Raw genomic sequence first — 17,452 nt, 5'->3', positions numbered from 1 at the left:
CAATGGACGATCTGATCCGCGCGCCGATCCGCCACAGGTGCCGCGGTCGCGACCCCGGAACGAACCAGTGAGTCAGCCACCTCCTCTCGCCCACCTCGGCGGGCGCTTGGCCACCGGCCTGCGTGATGTCACCCGTGACCCGGCCGCCCTGGACTCGCACGGGTTCTGGGCCGTCGTCGCCGACTTCGAGGGCGACCTGCTGTGCGCACGCTTCGACGAGGTGCGCCCGGCCCCGCTGCCGGCGGCGCCGTGGAGCGGACCGCCCGCACACGCGTGGACCGACTCGCTCGGCCCCGACGCGTACCGCGCCGGGGTGCGTCGGATCCGCGAACACATAGCCGCCGGCGACGTGTACCAGGTCAACCTGTGTCGCCTGCTCAGCGCCCCGTTGCCCGAGGGCGCCGACATCCTCGGCCTGGCCGGCCGCCTCGCGCGCGGCAACCCGGCCCCGTACGCGGGAGTGATCCGATTGCCCGCACACGACGTGCACGTCGCGTGCGCGTCACCCGAGCTCTACCTGCACCGCGCCGGCGACCGGGTCTGGTCCGGCCCGATCAAGGGCACCGGCCGCACCGAGGCCGACCTGCTGCCCAAGGACCACGCCGAGAACGTGATGATCGTGGACCTGGTCCGCAACGACCTCGGCCGGGCGAGCGCGATCGGCTCGGTCACCGTGCCCGACCTGTGCGTGGTCGAGAAGCACCCGGGCCTGGTCCACCTCGTCTCCACCGTCGCGGGCACCCTGGCACCGGGCGTGGGCTGGCCCGAACTGTTCGCCGCGACCTTCCCGCCCGGCTCGGTCAGCGGCGCGCCCAAGAGCAGCGCGCTGCGGATCATCGACGAGCTCGAACCGGTCCCGCGCGGCCCGTACTGCGGCGCGATCGGCTGGGTCGACGCGGACCGCCGCGAGGGCTCGCTCGCGGTGGGCATACGCAGCTTCTTCGTCCGGGACGGCCGCCTGTGCTTCGGTACCGGCGCGGGCATCACGTACGACTCCGACCCGCAGCGCGAGTGGGACGAGACCGAACTCAAGGCACACAACCTGCTCGCGGTGGCGGGGCGGGACTACCTGCCGGGACCCGAGCACGAGCGTGCCGGGCAGGATGCGCACCACGCGGATGTCCCGAGCACAGCGGACAACGCAGCGGACGACGCAATGGACGCCTCGGAGGGCGCATGAGCAGAATTTGGCTGAACGATCGCCTCGTCGACGACGAGCAGGCCGTGGTCCGGGTGGACGACCACGGTCTGACCGTCGGCGACGGCGTCTTCGAGACGATGAAGGCGACCGGCGGGCGGGCCTTCGCGACGACCCGACACCTGGATCGGCTGGCCCGTTCCGCGCGCGGTCTCGGGCTGCCGGCGCCCGACCTCGACCTGATCCGCCGCGCGTGCTCCGAGGTGCTGGCGGCCAACCCGCTGCCCGGCGTCGGCCGACTGCGGATCACCTACACGGGCGGACGCTCGCCGCTGGGCTCCGAGCGCGGCGATGCCCCGCCGACGCTGGTGGTGGCCCTCGGCGCGGCCAAGGCCCGGGGCAAGAGCACGGCCGTGGTCACCGTCCCGTGGACCCGCAACGAGCACGCGCCGACCACCGGCCTCAAGACCACGAGCTACGCCGACAACGTGGTGATGCTCGGCTACGCCGCCGAACGCGGCGCGAGCGAGGCGCTGTTCGCGAACACGGCCGGCAACCTGTGCGAGGGCACCGGCTCGAACGTGTTCGCCGTACTCGACGGCCGCATCGTCACCCCGCCGCTGACGGCCGGCTGCCTGGCCGGTGTCACCCGCGCGCTGGTGCTGGAGTGGGTCGGCGCCGAGGAGATGGACGTACCCCTGGCCGCGCTCGCCGACGCCGAGGAGATGTTCCTGACCTCGTCGCTGCGCGACATCCAGGCCGTGCACCGCATCGACGAGCACACCCCGACCGCACCCGGCCCACTCACCCGCAAGGCCATGGAAATCTTCACGGCCCGCTCCGCCGCCGACATCGACCCATGACCCCACCACCCACGCGGCGCCGGCACACCGAGAACGGGGGGACCACATCCGCTGAGCGGTGAGCGGTGAGCGTGCGCGTGGCTTCCGAGGCGTCGGACATCGCGCGCCTGCTCGGGAAGCCGGGCGTATCGTCCGTGGCTCCGACGCTTCGAGGGATCGCGGCCCACTCGGGAAGTCGGCGTGATCGCACCCGTGGCCCCGAGGCGTCCGCGATCGCGGGCCCGTTCGGGAAGCGGGTGTGGTTGCGAGGGCGGCTCCCGCTCCGACGTGTCCAAGGGGCACGGACGGTTCGGGAAGCGGGTGTGATCGTGTGCGTGGCTCCGACCAGGTTGGCCGGGGCCGCGCGCGGGCAGCACTGCCGGTAACGGGGCGCTGCGCCCGGGAAGGCGGGGGCCACCCGATGACCACCACTCTGCGACCGGCCGGACCCGGCCGTGACGGCGTGTACTCGATCTGCGCCAACGGCCGATCCGTGGGCGGCGTGCACCTGACCCCGCTGGGCCCGTGGGGCGCCGGCACCGGATGGATCCTGCACATCCAGGTGCTGCCGTCCCGCCGCCGCCGCGGCCACGCATGCGTCGCGATGCTCGCCGCCGAGGAGATCATGCGCGGCCGGCGCTGCACCCGGATGGCGGCGGCCGTCCCCGAGGGCAACCGGGCGGCGACCGGCCTCGTCCAGGCACTGGGGTACGCCCCCGACAGCCGCCGCCTCGCGGCCCCCGTGCGCGCCACCGGACTCCCGCCCGGCGTACGGATGATGGACCCCGACGAACGCGACGCGTGGTGCGCGGCGGAGCTGCACCGGTGCGCGGCGGACCTGCGCGCGGCGGGCTGGGCGGCCCCCGTGGCGCAGGCCCGGGCACAGGCCCGGTTGGACCACCCCACGGCGCCCGCGCCGTACACGCTGGGCGAGGGCGCGGTGGTGTGGGTCGCGCACGGCGTCATCCTCGCGCTGACCGCGCCGACCCCGGCGGACGCGGCGACCCTGCTCCGCGCGGCCGGCCACGTGACGGCGACCCAGGGCCTGCACGAGGTGGCGATCGAACTCCCCGACGACACCCACGCGAAGGTCTGCACGGGGGCGGGATTCGCGCCGCGCACGCGTTATTGGGGGAAACCCATCCTGTGAGGGTCGGGCACATCCCTGATGCTGGGTGTACTCCACGGGGAGGAGATGGATCGGTCGGTGTCCTCCCCGAGTACCGAACCGACCTCCGATCGTGGCGTCCGGAGGCGGAGGAGACGACGATGGAGGAAGCACCAGGTCCGACAAGACCGACACAAGAACCGACACCGACGCTTCGAACGTCACCGACGCTTCGAACGTCACCGACGCTTCGAACGACGCCGATGCGTCGGATGACATCGAGGCTTCGGACGACGCCGACGCATCGAACGGCATCGAGGCTTCGGATGACACCGAGGCCGCGGATGACACCGACGCATCGAACGGCACCGACGCTTCGCACGTTTCGAATGCTTCGCACGAGGAGGAGGCCGAGCGCATGTCCGGCGCAGATGTGGTGACCGGCGCCCTGTGCATGGCGCTGACGGGTCTCGGCCTGGTCATCGCGGTACAGAAGGCACGCCAACGACGTTTCCTGAACGCGACGCGGTGGACCGCCGCGGCGCTGTTCCCGATCGGGCTGTACCTGACCGGCCTGGCCACGCTGGGCCGCCGGGTCGGCAGCGCGGCCGCCGACTGGGCGACCGATCTCGCCTTCGGGATCAAGGCGTGGGGCGGCGTCGCGATCCTCGCGTTCGCCGTGATGCTGCTGATGATCACCCGGATGATCGGCCGCAAGAACCCGGAGCCGACCGGTACGTCGGCTTCTTCCGCTTCGTCGCCCTCTTCGTTTTCCTCGTCCTCCGCGGATCTGGCCGCACTCCTGGGCGGAACCGGTGCGGACACCGGCGCGGGCGGCAACGCGGGCGCAGCCCAGCCGAGCAGTCGGCAGCCGAAGCCGGCCGCGGCGCCGCGTTCCCGGCGCGCCGCGCGCGGTGCGGTGGACGACGAGTTCGCGGAGATCGAGGAACTGCTGCGCAAGCGCGGGATCTGAAGTCGGGGAATCCCGATTTGCGGATTACCGCCGGTTGTCGGCGGTTACCGAGAGGCGGGTTAAACACACGCTGTGCACAACAGGACACGCCACGAGATGGTGAATGTGCACGCATTCCCATGCCGGAAAATGTGTTCGACTGTGCGCTTTCTTTGCACCATGTGCGGATCGTGTACGTATTCGGATCGACCGATCGCGCGGCGTGCGCGATTCACCCGCTCGGCGGTCGCGGCTCCTCGTCCCGGCGGCCGCGGCGCCCAACGCTAAAACGCTCCGCCGCTCCCACCGTGTGGACGGTGGGTGCGGCGGAGCGCTGACGTACGTACCCGGCGCTGCGGACAGGGGCGTGCCCGCGGTTCCGGGAGCTCAGTTCTCGGCGAGAATCTGCGACAGTTCCCGGTCGAGGTCGAAGAAGCGATGCTCGTTGCCGGGGGCAACGGCAGCGTTCGTACGCTTCAGGAACGACTCCAGCGCCCGCGCGGGCGCTTCGAGCAGGGCTTCACCCTCGGGCGAGCTGAGGGCGATGCAGACGATGCTCTGTCCGTGGCTCCGGGAGGGCCACACACGAACGTCGCCGGTGCCGGACGGCTGACGCAGCCCATCCGCGAGAAGGTCGCGGGCGAAGACCCAGTCGACCGTCTCATCGGCACCCGTGTGGAAGGTCGCATGCACGGCGTACGGGTCCGACGAGTCGTATCGCAGCCCCGCAGGGACTGGCAATGAAGACTCGCTCGAGACGACGAGGCGCAGGTGCAGCTCACAGCTGACCGTGGTGTTCATAAGCGCCATGGCCTTTCGCTCAGTGTGCGCTCGGGGATTCGCACGTCGGCGTTCGCAACATCCCACCTGCGGACCTCTTGTAAACGTCTCTGCCCGATATACGGGCGTCTGGGTACTCCTTAAGAGCGATGCGGAGGTGTAACGTTCGCCCGCATGATTTCCGGAAGGGAACAGGCGTTCAGTTCATACCCGTCATGCCCGGGGCGAGTCCGCACCGTACCGTCGGGCCTGCATCGAACCTCTGCCCCCTTGTAGCGTTGTCAAGCCAGGCCGAGCCATGGTCGGCTCCGGCCGCAGGCCAGACGGAGGTGCCCGGTGAACGACGGCCGGTACGACGAGAGAGGAAGACCAAGGATGGACACGGGGGTCGCGGACAACAGCGCGCACGCCACACGAGAGCCCACCAGCGCCGACCAGGACGCCCCGAGCGGCCTGGCCGACAAGCAGGCGAAACCATTCGGCTCCCGCGCACCCGCCTTCATCAAGCGCTCCAAGCCCTTGCACATGACCTGGCAGATCGGCGTCGCCGTGATCGGCTTCGCGATCATCGTCGGCGGCATCATCATGCTCCCGCTGCCCGGCCCCGGCTGGGCGGTCATCTTCCTCGGCCTGGCCGTCCTCGGCACCGAATTCGTCTGGGCCCAGCGCACCCTCCTGTGGACCAAGGACAAGGTCACCAAGGCCGCCAACCGCGCCCTCGACCCCAAGACCCGCCGCCGCAACATGATCATGCTCGCCATCGGCCTCATTCTGATCGGCGCAGCGGTGGCGTCCTACCTCTGGAAATACGGCATGGCCCTTCCCTTCTGACCGGGAAGTCCCTTCTGACCGGGAAGCGGAGCTCGAGCGGGCGATCCGGGCGCGCGCTTTTGGCCCCGGGAACCGGGGCCCGGCCTTGGCCTCCGGGGTCCGGCCTTGGCCTCCGGGGTCCGGCCTTGGCCTCCGGGGTCCGGCCCTGGCCTCCGGGATCAGGCCCCGGCTCCCGGCCCAGAACCGGGCTCTGGGCCCCGGGCCCGGACTTCCCCGCCCGGAGCTCTCAGCTCCGAACCCTGGGCTCCGGGCTGGGTGCCCCGGCGAAGGAGTTCTACGGGAGACATCACGGGACGACGAGCCTCTGCGGGGGCGGGCACAACGACGGCGGCCCTCGCCGGAACACCTCGCAATGCGCCTCTGCCCCCACCCGGCGCTTCCCTCCGCCTCCGCCTCCACCCGGGGACCCAGCCCGCCTCGATCTTCGATCGCGCGAGCCTCTTGCCCCAGATGCCTCATCGGGAGCCGCGACCCAACCCCCGAGAAGGGGTGGGCGCAACCGCCCCCATGCATGCGGTAATGTTCTCCCTGCGCCCGGGCGATTAGCTCAGCGGGAGAGCGCTTCGTTCACACCGAAGAGGTCACTGGTTCGATCCCAGTATCGCCCACACAGGTCAGAGCCCCGGATCATGAAAATGATCCGGGGCTTTGTCGTGCTGCCAGCAGCAAAGTACCGCAACGGGTGGCCCGGAAAGTCCTCGTTAAAGGTCAGTCGAGCCACTCGCCCAGACTTCGCAGAGCCTCGCGCGTCTGCTTGTCCGGGGCCTGGGCGTAGATCTCCATCGTGACCGCGATCTTCGTGTGGCGAAGGATCCGCATCACCACGCGCGGGTGGACGTCGAGCGCCACCAGCAGGGTGCCGCATGTGTCCCGCGTGTTGTGCACCGTGATGCGTCGAACCTTCGCCTTCTCGCACCGGGCGTCGAAGCTCCGGTTGAAGTTCCTCGGCTCGTACGGCGTGCCGTGGCGCGTGGAGAAGACGAAGTTCCGGTCCTCCCACACCTCGCCCGCGGTGGCCTGGTCTTCGTCCTGCTGCTTGCGCCGCATGCGCAGAGCCGCCGCGCAGATGTCCGGGAGTGGGAGCGGCACCTCGGACGCCTCGGTCTTGGCCGTGTCGGTGTGGAGAAGTTGTCGCCCGACACGCTGAAGCTGACGTTGAACGTCCAGCTCTCGGGCGTCCAGGTCGACCACGTCCCACGTCAGGCCCAGCACCTCGCCCTTGCGCATGCCCAACACGAGGATGAGGACGTAGGCGGCGAACAGCGGGTCGTTGTCGTCACGGGCCGACACCAGAAACCGCTTCGCCTCTTCAGCCGTCCACGGTTTGGCCTTGCGCTTGCTCCGCTTGGCGCCGCTTACCCGGGCGAACGCGGCCACGTTCTTGGACAAGACCTCCTCGCGTACCGCGTTGCCGAGAGCCGACCGCAGCACGTCCCGGATGTCTCGGATGGAGCGAGGGGACAGGGTTTGGTCGCAGCAGTTGGTCTTGCCGAGCGCGCAGCACCTTTGCTTCTCCGGCGGGCGGGCGGCGTCCTTGCCCTGCTCGCAGCATTGGCATAGCTCGGCGAGGCGATTCACCCAGGTCTGGACGTCCCGCACGGTGAGCTTGTGGCGGGCTTTAGTGCCCAAGTGCGGGGCGATGTGGTTGCGGACATGGGACTCGTAGGTCGCGGCTGCCGTGGGCCGCAGGTGCGGCTTTACGACCTCCTTGAGCCAGTACTCCAGGTACTGGCCCAAGGTCGGGGATTTCGTCGCGACAGGGCCGGCCTTGGCAGCGGCGTGCAGCGCGAGCCACTTCTCGTGCGTTGCCTCGCGCGTCTTGCCGTAGGCGTACTTGCGGTCGCGGGTGCCGTCGGGCTTGGTGACCCAGACATAGGCCGCGTAGCCGTTCCGGTAGGGGTAGATGGAGCCCTCGCCGTTGTGTCGCTTCGCAGTCACCTGTCGGCACCTTCGACTTCCGCGATGCGGGACTCCACGTACTCGTCCACCCACCGCGCGATGATCTTCCGATTGCGGCCGTCCTTCACGGACTTCAGGCGACCGGTGGCGATCAGGTTCTTGGTCTTGGACTTGCCGAAGCCGAGCATGAGGGCGACTTCGTCAACGCTGTACCACTTGGGTTCGATCACGGTTCGAACGGAAGACACGGTTCCTCCGAGACGAGAGAACGGGAGAGGGGCGGGGGCGGGAGCCTGCGAGGTCTCCCGCCCCACCCCTGGAAGTCCGCTACATCCGCTACATCCGCTACAGCGCAGGTCAGAGCCCTGTTTTCTGTAGCGGACGCGCGCGATGTAGCGGCAACATCCGCTACACCCGCCCGGTTGGGCCGTGGGGTGTAGCGGATGTGTAGCGGAGATGTAGCGGATAATTTGGGGTTATCCGCTACATCGTTTCCGCAGGTCAGACGGGGTTTTGCAGATCATGTAGCGGATGTAGCGGACTTTCCGGGGGGTGGGGGGCAGTAACGCGTCCACGCGTCGTGGAGGTCGGTGGCGTAGTAGCCCTTGACGACGGTTCCGGAGGCGGTTCGGATGTTGCGCGCGACGATGGGCGTGTTGTCGGCGGTGACGTACTCGCGCAGCCATTTGGCGAGCGAACGGGATTCGAGGGAGCGGCCGTTGACGTCGCCCCAGGGGGCGTCGTCCATGGCGACGAGTTCGGCGATGATCGCGACGGTGGGGACGCGGTCGGCGCCGTTGAACACCACGTCGCGCAGGTCGGTCAACAGCCGGATCCCGAGGGAGCCCTTGTCGGTGGCCTGGGACGCCTCCACCAGTTCGGCGCAGGCGTCGCGGGCGCGGAGGGGCCAGTGGCCGCCGACGGCGTCGGCGATGGCGAGCAGGGGTTCCCACACGTCCGCCGGGCGGTCGGTCACCCCCTTGGGCAGTTCGGGCCAGGCCCCGGCGATGCGGTCGCGGGCGCTGTTCGCCCACTTGGCAAGGCGATCGCGCAGGGCGTTGCCCTCGGGGGTGTGCAGGCGGGCCCGGAAGGGCTCGACGTGTTCGTTCGGCGCACGGCGGCGCATGCGGATGATGATCGAGCGGGTCAGGATCGTGTCCGGGAGGGAGCCGAGCCCGGCGACGGCGACGCCGCAGTACGAGGGGAACGCCACGACGGTCTGGCTCGATCCGTCGCCGACGCACCGGTAGGTGACACCGGAGCGTCGGTGTCCGGCGTTGATCCAGCCCCGAAGCTCCTCGTTGTCCCCGGCTTTGGCGCCGAAGATGGTGTCGATCTCGTCGAACAGGATGGTGGGCGAGCTCTCCCCGGCGGATACCGCGCGAAAGAGCGCGGGCGCCGACGCGTTGACCGCGACCATCGGATTGGGCACCAGTGTCTCCACGATCTCCAGGGCCCGGCTCTTACCGCTGCCCGGCTCCGGCGACAGGAACGCCATGCGCGGGGTGGAGTCGAAGCAGTCCAGCAGGTGCGCGTGGGCGTCCCACAGCGTTACGGCCGCGTAGGCCGCTTCGGAGGGGAACACGTTGAACCGGCGGTGGAACGCCTCGACTTCGTCCAACAGGAGCGCCCCGTCCTCGGGCGCGTCGGTGGGCGTGGGGCCGGTGTTGAAGGGGCTGGTCATGCGGCCTTCCCGCTGTTGTGGGCGATCGACCAGTTCAGTGCGCTGGTGATCGCGGGACGGCTCTCGTTCTCGGTGAGCCCGGCGCACGACGCCGCGGCCGTGAGGTCGTGCTCCACGGTCTGGCGGTCCAGGTCGCCGGATGCGACGAAGCGCCCCAGGGCCCGCGCCGCCCGTACCAGAGCGGCGTTGCGCGTGCCCTCCTGCGCGTCGGCCACCAGGGCGACCTCGTTGTGCAGGGCCTTGCTCGCGTAGGCGCTCGCGCCGACCGGCGTGTGCGGCATCGCCGGGATCCGGCGCGGCGCGGGTTCGGGCCGGAGCGTGGTGAGCAGCCAGCTGGGGAGTTCGGCGGGTTCGCGGTCGGTGACGACGCGGTAGAGCCTGTCGTCCACGGCGCTTCCGGGGGCGACGACGTAGCCGCCGTGGGCGCGGGTGTCGACCTTCCAGCCGAGCTTGCCCGCGGTGTTGCGCAACCGGGCGCCGTCCGGCGCCCGGTGGTAGAGGTGTCGTCCGCCGGTGGGGGTGGCCACGGTGAACGTGTCGTCGGGGTAGGGCTGTCCGGCATCGGCGGCCAGGAGCGCGAGCACGTCCGCGCCGTCGGTCACCCCTCGCTCGTTCCACGCCGGGGGCGGGTCGTCGTGGTCGTGCTTGGGCATGTCGAGGTCGACGACGACCAGTCCGGACGGGCCGGTGGCCAGGCCGATGTTGTAGGGGGCGTGGTCCCAGCAGCGGGCGATACGGTCGGGGTCGGTGGTCGCGCGCTCCTCCCAACGCGCGATGGCCGGCCGCTTGGCGCCCCGGGCCAACGGGAAGACGTGCCATCCACGTTCGGCCGCCGCGAGGGCGGCGGTCTTGAGGGGGTTGCGTCGGGTCATCGTGGTGTCCCTCCGGGTGGGCGAGGACGCGCGTTCGAAGATGTGTCGGGTGGTGGGGATGCCGGCCTGTTCGGCGGCGTTCGCGCAGTGGGTGGCGCCGGGCGAGGCGTCGCGGACGAACGCGAGACAGCGGTCTGCGCCCAGTGCGACCATCGCGAGATTGCGGACGATCCCGGCCCGGCGCGCCAGCGTGCGCCAATCGGCCGGGTGGGGCTCCTCGATGACGCCCCGTTCGCGGTGGTCGCGGGCCCAGGCGGCGGCGTGCGCGTCGGCACCGCGCGGGCACGCGCCGTGCACTACGACCAGCCCGGCGCGGGCTTGTTCGAGGAGGGCACCGAGGGCGGTGCGCACGGGCGCCGGGTCGTCCCACGATCGGGAACCGGTTACCAGCACCCGCAACGGCCGTTCCGGGCTCACGCCGCCTTCTCCTCTCCTGTGAGTGCGTGGGCGACGGCGGCGATGAGGTCGCGCGCGGCGGGCGGGGTGACGGCGTTGCCGGCCATGCGGACGCGTTCGCGTTTGGTGCCGAGGAGTACGTACTCGGTGGGGAAGGCCATGGCGGCCTGGATCTCGGGGACGGCGAGCATGCGGAACAGGCAGTCCTGGATGTCGACGTCCCCGACGATCAGGGCGTGGCGTTCGTGGGTGGTGACGGTCGACGCGGGTTCGGCGACGGGGCGGGCGTTGCCGTTGCCGTAGTAGGGCACGAGCAGGGCGTCGGTTTCTCGGGTGGTGCGGGTGCGCATCGGCTCGTCCACCGATTGCGCGTCCTCGTTCCACGTCCCACCCGAGGGCACCAGCAGGGGCGGCCATGTGACCAGTGACTGGTGTCCGGCGGTGGTGAGGGTGCGCAGGGGTTCGGTGGCGGGGGTGCACATCTGGGCGGCGTCGCCACGTGGGGTGTTGTTGCGCATGACGATGGCGTGCCCGGCCGCGGTGACCAATCCGTGGTGGTTCCCGGACGCGCACACCGTGGCGAGCGGTGAGCTCACCGGCCGGTGGTCGCTTCCGCCGCCCCGGAGTTCGGCGACGAAGGGCTCGTACGCCAGTGCCTTGGTGGTGCTCGTGGTCTGCGTTGTGAGTGGCTCGTCCACCGGGCGCGTGCGGACTCCGGGCCTGCGCTCGAAGGTGTTGCCGGATGCTTCGAGGGTGATTGGGCGGGCGTACTTGGCCAGTCCCGCCCGGATGCGGGCGAGCGTCTTGTCGGCGAGCGGGCGTGGGCGGTCGCCGATGCGTTGGCCGGGCACGGTCCAGTCGATCGCGTCGGCGGCCGGCCGCACCGCCGGGTGGACCTCGATGTGGCAGCGTGCGGCCGGGCAGCGCCATACGTACTGTGCGCGGTACCGGCCGCCGGGGCGATCGTGGCGCTTCCACGCCTGCACCGCCCGCACGGGTCGGTCACACGAGGGGCAATGCACGGTCGGTCGGGTCCACCGGTCCAGGTCCGGGCATGGGCTCGGCTTGTGGTGGGCGACGGCGTACCAGCGGTCGCGAGACTGTGGGGCGGCCGGCCCCAGCGCGGCGGCGAACATCGAGTTCATGAACACCTGGTGCACGCAGTACCCGAGGGCTTGGAGTGCGGTGCGCCACGCGCCGAAAAGCTCCCAGTCCCGCACGTCGACCACGTTCTCGACCACGATCGCGCGGTAGCGGTGGTGCTCGGCGAAGCGCACGACGTCCCACATCGTCGCCCGCGACCGCGTGGCCGCCTCGTCCGGCAACGGGGCTTCGTCCTCGAACAGTGAGACCTGTGCGGGCTTGCGGCGGTTGCCCTTGGCGATGGAGTGGTTCGTGCACTCGGGCGATGCCCACAGGATGTCGGTGGTGGGGTAGCGGCGCGGGTCCACCTGCGAGATGTCGGCGCAGTCGTGGTCGGTGGTGGGGTGGTTGGTGTTGTGCGTCTCCACGGCCAGAGTCCAGTGGTTAGCGGCCATCCGCACCGACACCCCGGGCACCTGGACGGCACCGGTGGAGCTGCCCCCGGCGCCGCAGAACAGGTCCGTCATGGTCAGTGTCACGACCGCCCACCGCCCGCGTTCTCCGCCGGGGTGGGCGTGCGGGACGCCGGGTCGCAGGCGCGGCACGGCATGTTCACGAACTCGCCGTCCCGGGCGCGGTATTCGACCCGCCCGGTGCCCTTGCAGTCGGGGCACCGGGGCCGCGCGTCGCCGCGGTCGTGGGTGGTGGAGTCCAGGAGGGGGCGGCGGACGTCGCGGTGTTCGATCTCGATCCGCGCGCAGCCGCCAGCGAGGATCCTCGCGATGTGGCGGGCGATGCCCACGCTGCGGTGCCGGCCGCCCACGCACCCGCAGGCGATCGTGATCGGCTCGGGCACGGCGTGGGACAGGTCGTGTGCGGCGAGCGCGGTGGCCGCTGCCAGGTTGCGCACGCCGGGGGTGTTCAGGACGTGTGCGTACACGTCGTCGTCCAGACCGGTGCGGTGCTTCATCGTCGGGTCGTGGTGCGGGTTGCGGAAGCGGCGGCGCAGGTCGAGCGTGATCTCCGCCTCGGGCGCCGGGCCGTGTCCGTAGCCGAAGGACACGATGCGGATGGTCCGCTTGCGCCGGTGGTTTGTCATGCTGGTGGTCCCTTCCGGGTTCCGTGATGGGAGCGGGTTGGGATCCGGGGCGACCGTCTTTCCGCCAAGTCCGGCGGTCGCCCCGGGTCGAGTTCGGCGGTCAGGCCGCGAGTACGGAGTGGAATGCGGTGCAGACCCACACGTCGGGCTCCACCTCGCTCAGGTGCGTTCCCGGGCAGGCGTGGCAGTCGCCGGTGGGCGGGGCGGTGCCGTCGAGGGTCCACGTCCAGGCGTCTCGGATCTTGTCCATGGGCGAGCGGTCCGTGTCCGGCACGTTGACCTTGACGGGCATCTGAAGGCCGATGAAGTCCAGGCCCCGGGCGACCACGAGCGGCCCGCCGGGTTCCGCTGTCGTGATCAGGGCCGGTTCGCTCGACTCCGACCGGCTCAGTGCCCGGCCCCAACGTGCGAGGTAGCGGGCGTTGACGGCGACCTCGCGCGTCGGGGCCGACGCCGCGGCCAGTGCCTTGCGTACGAGGGGCTTCCAGTTCGGGAACGCGTCGTGGTCGGTGTCGGGGTTGTCGAGGATGAGGGTGTGGGTGTCCACGCGGACGGTGGGGCGGGTGCCGTCGTGGGCGAGCTCCACGTTGTGGGTGCGGGAGATGCGGCACAGCGCGTCGAGGGCCTTGACGTCGGTGGGGGTCAGTCGCGCGGTCCAGGTGCCGATGCGCGGTGCGGCGCGGCGGGCGACGGCGAGGGTGTAGCGGTCGGTGGCGATCAGGTGGACGTGGCGGTCGTCGGCTTCCACCCGGATGCCGAACCATGCGGGCAGGGTGTCGTCGGTGCCCATGTGCGGGGCCACGTCCCGCAGCATGCTGCGGAAATCGGTGATCACGGTCACGAAGTCCTCCGAGCGGTGGATGGTGCCCGATCGGGCGGCCGGTCGGCCGTCCTCCACCACCCCGGACGCGCGGTCCGGGGTCATGGGGAGCGGCCGGGTCAGAACGGCGGGTTGTCGTCGGTCGGGGTCTGCGGGCTAGTGGCGCCCGCGGCGTCGAAGTCGCCCCAGGTGTCGCCGTTCGCCGGGGCGGCGCGGCGGGCGCCGGTGCGGGTGACGGTGGCGTCGGTCCACAGCAGCGAGGGGCCGACGTCGTCGAGGTCGAGGACCATGCGTTCGCGGGCTTCCTTGGTGTCCTTGTCGGTCCAGCGCTGGGTGGTGACGGTGCCGGACGCGATGACGCGGTCGCCCTTGCGCAGGGACTCGGCGGCGTGCTCGGCCAGGGATCGCCAGGCGGTGCACGCCCAGAACGTGGTCTCGCCGTCGATCCACTTGTTGGTGGCCTTGTCGAACTTGCGCGGGGTGGCGGCGATGGATAGACGGGCCACCGGCACGCCGGTCTGGGTGAACCGGATTTCGGGGTCGCGGGTGATGTTCCCGACGACGGTGATGGGGGTCGCGTTGCTCACGGCGGGTCTCCCGAGGTGGTGGGTGCGGATCGGCCGTTCGGCCGTCCTCCACGGCCCCGGACGCGCGGTCCGGGGTCATGGGGCACGGCCGGGGTCAGACGAAGATGCTGCTGACGGCCTGGACTCCGGCGGTGACGACCTGGTCTCCGGCCTGCGCGGCGGTGAGCGAGATGGAGGATCCGGCGAGCATCACCCCGGCGACGAACGCCACCAGGGCCAGACCGAGGGTGCGGCGGCGGTGGGCCCACGCGCCGACGACGAACGCGAGGATGACGCCGCTGCCGATGCTGACGACGGTGCCGCCCGCACCGGACCGCGCCGGGGTTCCGGTGGCCGCGGCGAACGCGGTGGTGGGGGCGAGCGCGAGGATGGCGGCCGTGCCGATGACGGTGGCGATCCTGCGGATGGTGCGGGTGTGGGTCGTGGTGCGCATGTCGGTGCCTCCCGAGGGCGGTTCCTGGTGGGCGGGTCGTGCGCCCACGGCCCGGCCGCTCAACCTCGGGTGGGTGAGCGGCGGGACCGTGCGGGCACGGCGGCGGACAGGGTCATCGGTCGTCCGGGCGCCGGGCGGTGCCCAGGAGGCGGGCTCCCAGGCGCGGGCGCAGGCCCGTTCCTCGGCATCGGCGGCAGCGGCGCGCCGCGCACGGCGGAGTGTTGGGCGGGTGGTGGTGGAGGTCGGCCCCGGTGCCCGCGCATCGGCGGCAGTAGCCCCACGGGGCGATGCGGCACACGATCGCGTAGCCGATCGCGAGGGCGAGCAGCAGGAGAACATCGGCGGCGGTCATTGCGGTTCCTCCTTCGGTGAGGGGGTCGGTGGCCGCGCTCCAAGCACGCGGCGAGCCGCCACGCGACCTGCGGCGGGTTGTTGTCGATGCCGGTTCCGTGACGGTGCGTGTGTGTCCGTAGTGGCCTCTACGTCCGCCGGTTCGGTGCGCTGCAGAGCGCGTGGGGTCGCACACCCCCTCTTAAGAGGGGGGTTGGGGGGAGCGCGCCCGTAGTGCCCCCTACGGCCATACGGGCAGGCCAGAGGCCATACAGAGGGCCTCTACGCCCCGTAGGGGCTCATACGGTCGGGCCGGAACATCCCGTATGGGCCTCTACGGGGCCTGTTGTCACGTCCGGTAGTTGCGGATGGCTTCGGCGAGGGTCTCCGCGTGGAACCCGGGACGGGGCGTGCCGCCGTCGATGCGGAACATCCCGGTGCCGCGTCGGCTGACGCCGACAGCCCTCATGAGGGCGCCGAGTTCGTTGCCGAGACTCTGGGCGTCCATGCCGAGCGCGTCGGCGAGGTCGGCGGTGTGCATCCGCCCCCCGGCGTCCTCCACCGCGCGGTGGGCACGGGTGAGCAGTTCCGGCACCGCGTCGCCGGTCGTGTTCTCTCGTGCTTGAGCGGGCCGGTCTCCCCACTGGGTGGGCCCGGTCTGCGCGAGCACCGCCGCGAACGCGTCGTCCCCGCCCGGGTGTGCCGTAGCGCGCTCGGGATTACGCAGCCTCTGCCGGGCCTGTTCGAGCAACTCGCTCATCCCGGCCCCGTCGACCGGCCCGGTCTGGACGGTTGCTTTCCCGGGGGTGGTGCTGCCCGGTGCCGCGGTGGGCTTGGTGGGGTTGGCGCCGGTCATCGGGATGCCTCGGTCGGAGATCGGCGGGCGCATGAGCGGCACGTCCGTCCACGGCCGGGTCGTCGCGGCCAACGCCTTGCCCTTGAACAGCACCGGGAGGGTGCGGCCCCAGCGCGAGGCGTAGTACCGACCCGAGGGCGTGTCCACGGTCAGCGCGTCCATGGTGGGCCTGCGGTCGGCGAACTGGACCGACAACGACCCGATGCGCGAGGGCTTGAGCCGTTCGGCCTTGAACGGGCGGGCGGGCATCGTGATGCCGTCGGCGCCGGGGTAGGAGACGTGGCCGCTGCCCTGGTGGCGGGCGGCGCGCGGGTCCAACCGGCCCTGCCCGTACGGGAAGAGGTGGCCGAGTTCCTCGGGGTCGGAGACGCGCATGCCGATGCGGTTCTGGGACTGCTTCTTCATCGCCGGGGTGCTCACGTCGGCGGTCGCCCGCAGCCCGATGCTCATCTCCCGGAACCGTGTCGCCCTGCCGACGTTGATGACGGCGTTGAGCTTCTCCAGGATCGACTGCGGGAGTTGGGCGATCTCGTCGGCGACGATGAGGATCTCGGGGACGTCCGGGGAGACGGGGATCTTGTCGTCGTCCACCGACAGCATCAGGTCCTGGTAGCCCGTCTTGCGCGCCGCCATCCCCTCGATCGCGACGTCGAGCATGATGTGCGCCTCCTCCTCCGTGGGCGCCACCCAGTCCAGGACCGGGCGTTTCGCGGTGCCGTCCAGGGCCCAGGCGCGCAGCCACGGCAGGGACAGGCCCGCGCCGGTGGTGTCGATGTGCCACACCAACACGTCGTTGGCCTGCAAGACCTTGCCGTTGACGACGTTCGCGGCGTTGGTCTTGCCGCTGTCGGTCTGGCCGATCATCACCGTGCAGGTGTCCACCATCGGCAGCAGCACCGGCGTGCCGTCGGGGTGACGGCCGATCTCGATCGGGTTGTTGATCGTCGTCACCGACAACTCCCCGTCGGGGAAGGCGATCGTGGTGGCGAGGACGTCCACGAGGGTGACCCGGATCATCACCGTGCCGTGCTCCTCGCCGTCCAGGATCTCCACCCCGCCGCCGCGCGGAAGCCGCAACGCGCCCGCGATCACCCGCGCCGCGTTCCCCGGCAACGACTCCACACCCGGCGGCAGTTCGACCCGCACCGTGTACCCGACGTCCTCCGGCCACGGCTTCACGCCGCTCACGCTGTGGCCCTCCAGCCGGAACAACGCCGTCAACCGCTGGTGCCACTCGGCGGCCTGCCCGTCCGCCCAGCGCTGGAGGAGCGCGGCGGCCCGCCCGGCACGGGCGGTCTGCTCGCCCCGGGCGAGCCCGGTGGCGAGGACGAGTCCGGCGGTGGCGCCGGCCGCCCAGGCGCCGAACGGCGTCCAGGCGAACGGGGTGCCGTGCGCGATGGTGGTGGCGGTCCAGCCACCCGCAGCCAACCACGCCGCAGCGCGGGCGAGGATGTGACCGGCGGGCCGGTCCCGCCGCAGGTCCACCGTCGCCTGGGCGAGGGCGCCGACCGCGGCGACGGCCCCGGCGTGGACGGGGGGAAGGCCCGTGGCCGCCCCCATGGCGGCGACGCTGTAGGCGCCGCCCGCCACCAGTGCGGCGCCCATTGCGGGGGTGGTCTTCCACGACCAGTCCCACGTGTTGGTGGTGTTGGTGCTCGTGTTCCCGCTCATCGAGGACAGTCCTCTCGGATCGTGTGGTGCGAGTGGGGTTCGACAACGACCCGCCACCGCGAGCGCGGTGA

17 protein-coding genes and 1 tRNA gene are annotated in these 17,452 nt (G+C 71.2%); 6 read left to right on the top strand and 12 right to left on the bottom strand.

The genetic code is table 11. The features are described from left to right. The first annotated feature begins 67 nt into the window (after positions 1-67). From ACFZBU_RS34330 to ACFZBU_RS34315, 4 genes are all read left to right on the top strand, one after another. Positions 68-1,180, top strand: coding sequence for a chorismate-binding protein (locus tag ACFZBU_RS34330; protein ID WP_391587624.1), 1,113 nt, complete (start codon positions 68-70; stop codon positions 1,178-1,180). Further along, complete coding sequence (locus tag ACFZBU_RS34325) at positions 1,177-2,001, top strand: aminotransferase class IV (protein ID WP_391587623.1); 825 nt, start codon at positions 1,177-1,179, stop codon at positions 1,999-2,001. The genes ACFZBU_RS34330 and ACFZBU_RS34325 overlap by 4 nt, the downstream gene beginning before the upstream one ends. Positions 2,002-2,401: 400 nt before the next feature. Further along, positions 2,402-3,130 carry a GNAT family N-acetyltransferase gene (locus tag ACFZBU_RS34320; protein WP_391587622.1) on the top strand — a complete coding sequence of 243 codons (729 nt, stop codon included), beginning with the start codon at positions 2,402-2,404 and terminating at the stop codon, positions 3,128-3,130. Positions 3,131-3,506: 376 nt separating this feature from the next. Next, positions 3,507-4,061 (top strand): hypothetical protein, encoded by a 555-nt coding sequence (locus ACFZBU_RS34315; RefSeq protein WP_391587621.1) that lies wholly within the window; start codon positions 3,507-3,509, stop codon positions 4,059-4,061. A gap of 366 nt (positions 4,062-4,427) precedes the next feature. Here the strand turns inward: ACFZBU_RS34315 and ACFZBU_RS34310 are convergent, their stop codons facing one another. Continuing rightward, complete coding sequence (locus ACFZBU_RS34310) at positions 4,428-4,841, bottom strand: SsgA family sporulation/cell division regulator (protein ID WP_026218464.1); 414 nt, start codon at positions 4,839-4,841, stop codon at positions 4,428-4,430. A gap of 354 nt (positions 4,842-5,195) precedes the next feature. On the opposite strand from ACFZBU_RS34310, the gene ACFZBU_RS34305 reads away from it, so the two are divergent. After that, the gene (locus ACFZBU_RS34305; protein WP_391587620.1) at positions 5,196-5,651 is read left to right on the top strand and encodes a TIGR02611 family protein; all 456 of its coding nucleotides are present in this window, start codon (positions 5,196-5,198) and stop codon (positions 5,649-5,651) included. A 536-nt stretch (positions 5,652-6,187) separates the two neighbouring features. Next, positions 6,188-6,259, top strand: a tRNA-Val gene (locus tag ACFZBU_RS34300). Positions 6,260-6,359: 100 nt separating this feature from the next. Here the strand turns inward: ACFZBU_RS34300 and xerC are convergent. The 11 genes from xerC to ACFZBU_RS34245 all read right to left on the bottom strand — a co-directional run bounded on the left by xerC (position 6,360) and on the right by ACFZBU_RS34245 (position 17,381). Continuing rightward, on the bottom strand, positions 6,360-7,589 hold the full coding sequence (gene xerC / locus ACFZBU_RS34295) for a tyrosine recombinase XerC (protein ID WP_391587619.1): 1,230 nt from the start codon (positions 7,587-7,589) through the stop codon (positions 6,360-6,362). Continuing rightward, positions 7,586-7,780 (bottom strand): helix-turn-helix domain-containing protein, encoded by a 195-nt coding sequence (locus tag ACFZBU_RS34290; RefSeq protein WP_391587618.1) that lies wholly within the window; start codon positions 7,778-7,780, stop codon positions 7,586-7,588. Before ACFZBU_RS34290 ends, xerC begins: the two co-directional genes overlap by 4 nt. Positions 7,781-8,070: 290 nt before the next feature. Then, positions 8,071-9,234: a DUF3631 domain-containing protein gene (locus ACFZBU_RS34285; RefSeq protein ID WP_391587617.1), complete on the bottom strand. Its 1,164-nt coding sequence runs from the start codon at positions 9,232-9,234 to the stop codon at positions 8,071-8,073. After that, positions 9,231-10,523, bottom strand: a complete 1,293-nt coding sequence (locus ACFZBU_RS34280) for a bifunctional DNA primase/polymerase (RefSeq protein WP_391587616.1) — start codon at positions 10,521-10,523, stop codon at positions 9,231-9,233. The genes ACFZBU_RS34285 and ACFZBU_RS34280 overlap by 4 nt, the downstream gene beginning before the upstream one ends. Continuing rightward, positions 10,520-12,124, bottom strand: a complete 1,605-nt coding sequence (locus ACFZBU_RS34275; RefSeq protein WP_391587615.1) for a DNA cytosine methyltransferase — start codon at positions 12,122-12,124, stop codon at positions 10,520-10,522. The genes ACFZBU_RS34280 and ACFZBU_RS34275 overlap by 4 nt, the downstream gene beginning before the upstream one ends. Continuing rightward, positions 12,121-12,684, bottom strand: a complete 564-nt coding sequence (locus tag ACFZBU_RS34270; RefSeq protein WP_391587614.1) for a hypothetical protein — start codon at positions 12,682-12,684, stop codon at positions 12,121-12,123. Before ACFZBU_RS34270 ends, ACFZBU_RS34275 begins: the two co-directional genes overlap by 4 nt. 100 nt (positions 12,685-12,784) lie before the next feature. Continuing rightward, positions 12,785-13,609, bottom strand: coding sequence for a hypothetical protein (locus ACFZBU_RS34265; protein WP_391587613.1), 825 nt, complete (start codon positions 13,607-13,609; stop codon positions 12,785-12,787). Between the two features lie 14 nt (positions 13,610-13,623). Continuing rightward, positions 13,624-14,091, bottom strand: coding sequence for a single-stranded DNA-binding protein (gene ssb / locus ACFZBU_RS34260; protein WP_391587612.1), 468 nt, complete (start codon positions 14,089-14,091; stop codon positions 13,624-13,626). Positions 14,092-14,185: 94 nt separating this feature from the next. Then, the gene (locus ACFZBU_RS34255) at positions 14,186-14,524 is read right to left on the bottom strand and encodes a hypothetical protein (protein ID WP_391587611.1); all 339 of its coding nucleotides are present in this window, start codon (positions 14,522-14,524) and stop codon (positions 14,186-14,188) included. 112 nt (positions 14,525-14,636) lie between these two features. After that, on the bottom strand, positions 14,637-14,876 hold the full coding sequence (locus ACFZBU_RS34250; RefSeq protein WP_391587610.1) for a hypothetical protein: 240 nt from the start codon (positions 14,874-14,876) through the stop codon (positions 14,637-14,639). A gap of 327 nt (positions 14,877-15,203) precedes the next feature. Then, positions 15,204-17,381, bottom strand: coding sequence for a hypothetical protein (locus ACFZBU_RS34245; RefSeq protein ID WP_391587609.1), 2,178 nt, complete (start codon positions 17,379-17,381; stop codon positions 15,204-15,206). Positions 17,382-17,452 lie beyond the last annotated feature (71 nt).

The sequence above is a fragment of the Embleya sp. NPDC008237 genome, assembly GCF_042956465.1.
Classification (GTDB): Bacteria; Actinomycetota; Actinomycetes; order Streptomycetales; family Streptomycetaceae; genus Embleya.
The sequence above is the reverse complement of the archived record's forward strand: the minus strand, read 5'-3'. Positions and strand labels throughout refer to the sequence as shown.

Coding starts and splice junctions, on each gene's coding strand:
- ACFZBU_RS34305 (WP_391587620.1), top strand. CDS start 5,196: ATGGACACGGGGGTCGCGGACAACAGCGCGCACGCCACACGAGAGCCC.
- ACFZBU_RS34265 (WP_391587613.1), bottom strand. CDS start 13,609: ATGACCCCGGACCGCGCGTCCGGGGTGGTGGAGGACGGCCGACCGGCC.
- ACFZBU_RS34245 (WP_391587609.1), bottom strand. CDS start 17,381: ATGAGCGGGAACACGAGCACCAACACCACCAACACGTGGGACTGGTCG.
- ACFZBU_RS34255 (WP_391587611.1), bottom strand. CDS start 14,524: ATGCGCACCACGACCCACACCCGCACCATCCGCAGGATCGCCACCGTC.
- ACFZBU_RS34325 (WP_391587623.1), top strand. CDS start 1,177: ATGAGCAGAATTTGGCTGAACGATCGCCTCGTCGACGACGAGCAGGCC.
- ACFZBU_RS34285 (WP_391587617.1), bottom strand. CDS start 9,234: ATGACCAGCCCCTTCAACACCGGCCCCACGCCCACCGACGCGCCCGAG.
- ACFZBU_RS34270 (WP_391587614.1), bottom strand. CDS start 12,684: ATGACAAACCACCGGCGCAAGCGGACCATCCGCATCGTGTCCTTCGGC.
- ACFZBU_RS34320 (WP_391587622.1), top strand. CDS start 2,402: ATGACCACCACTCTGCGACCGGCCGGACCCGGCCGTGACGGCGTGTAC.
- ACFZBU_RS34310 (WP_026218464.1), bottom strand. CDS start 4,841: ATGAACACCACGGTCAGCTGTGAGCTGCACCTGCGCCTCGTCGTCTCG.
- ACFZBU_RS34315 (WP_391587621.1), top strand. CDS start 3,507: ATGTCCGGCGCAGATGTGGTGACCGGCGCCCTGTGCATGGCGCTGACG.
- ACFZBU_RS34250 (WP_391587610.1), bottom strand. CDS start 14,876: ATGACCGCCGCCGATGTTCTCCTGCTGCTCGCCCTCGCGATCGGCTAC.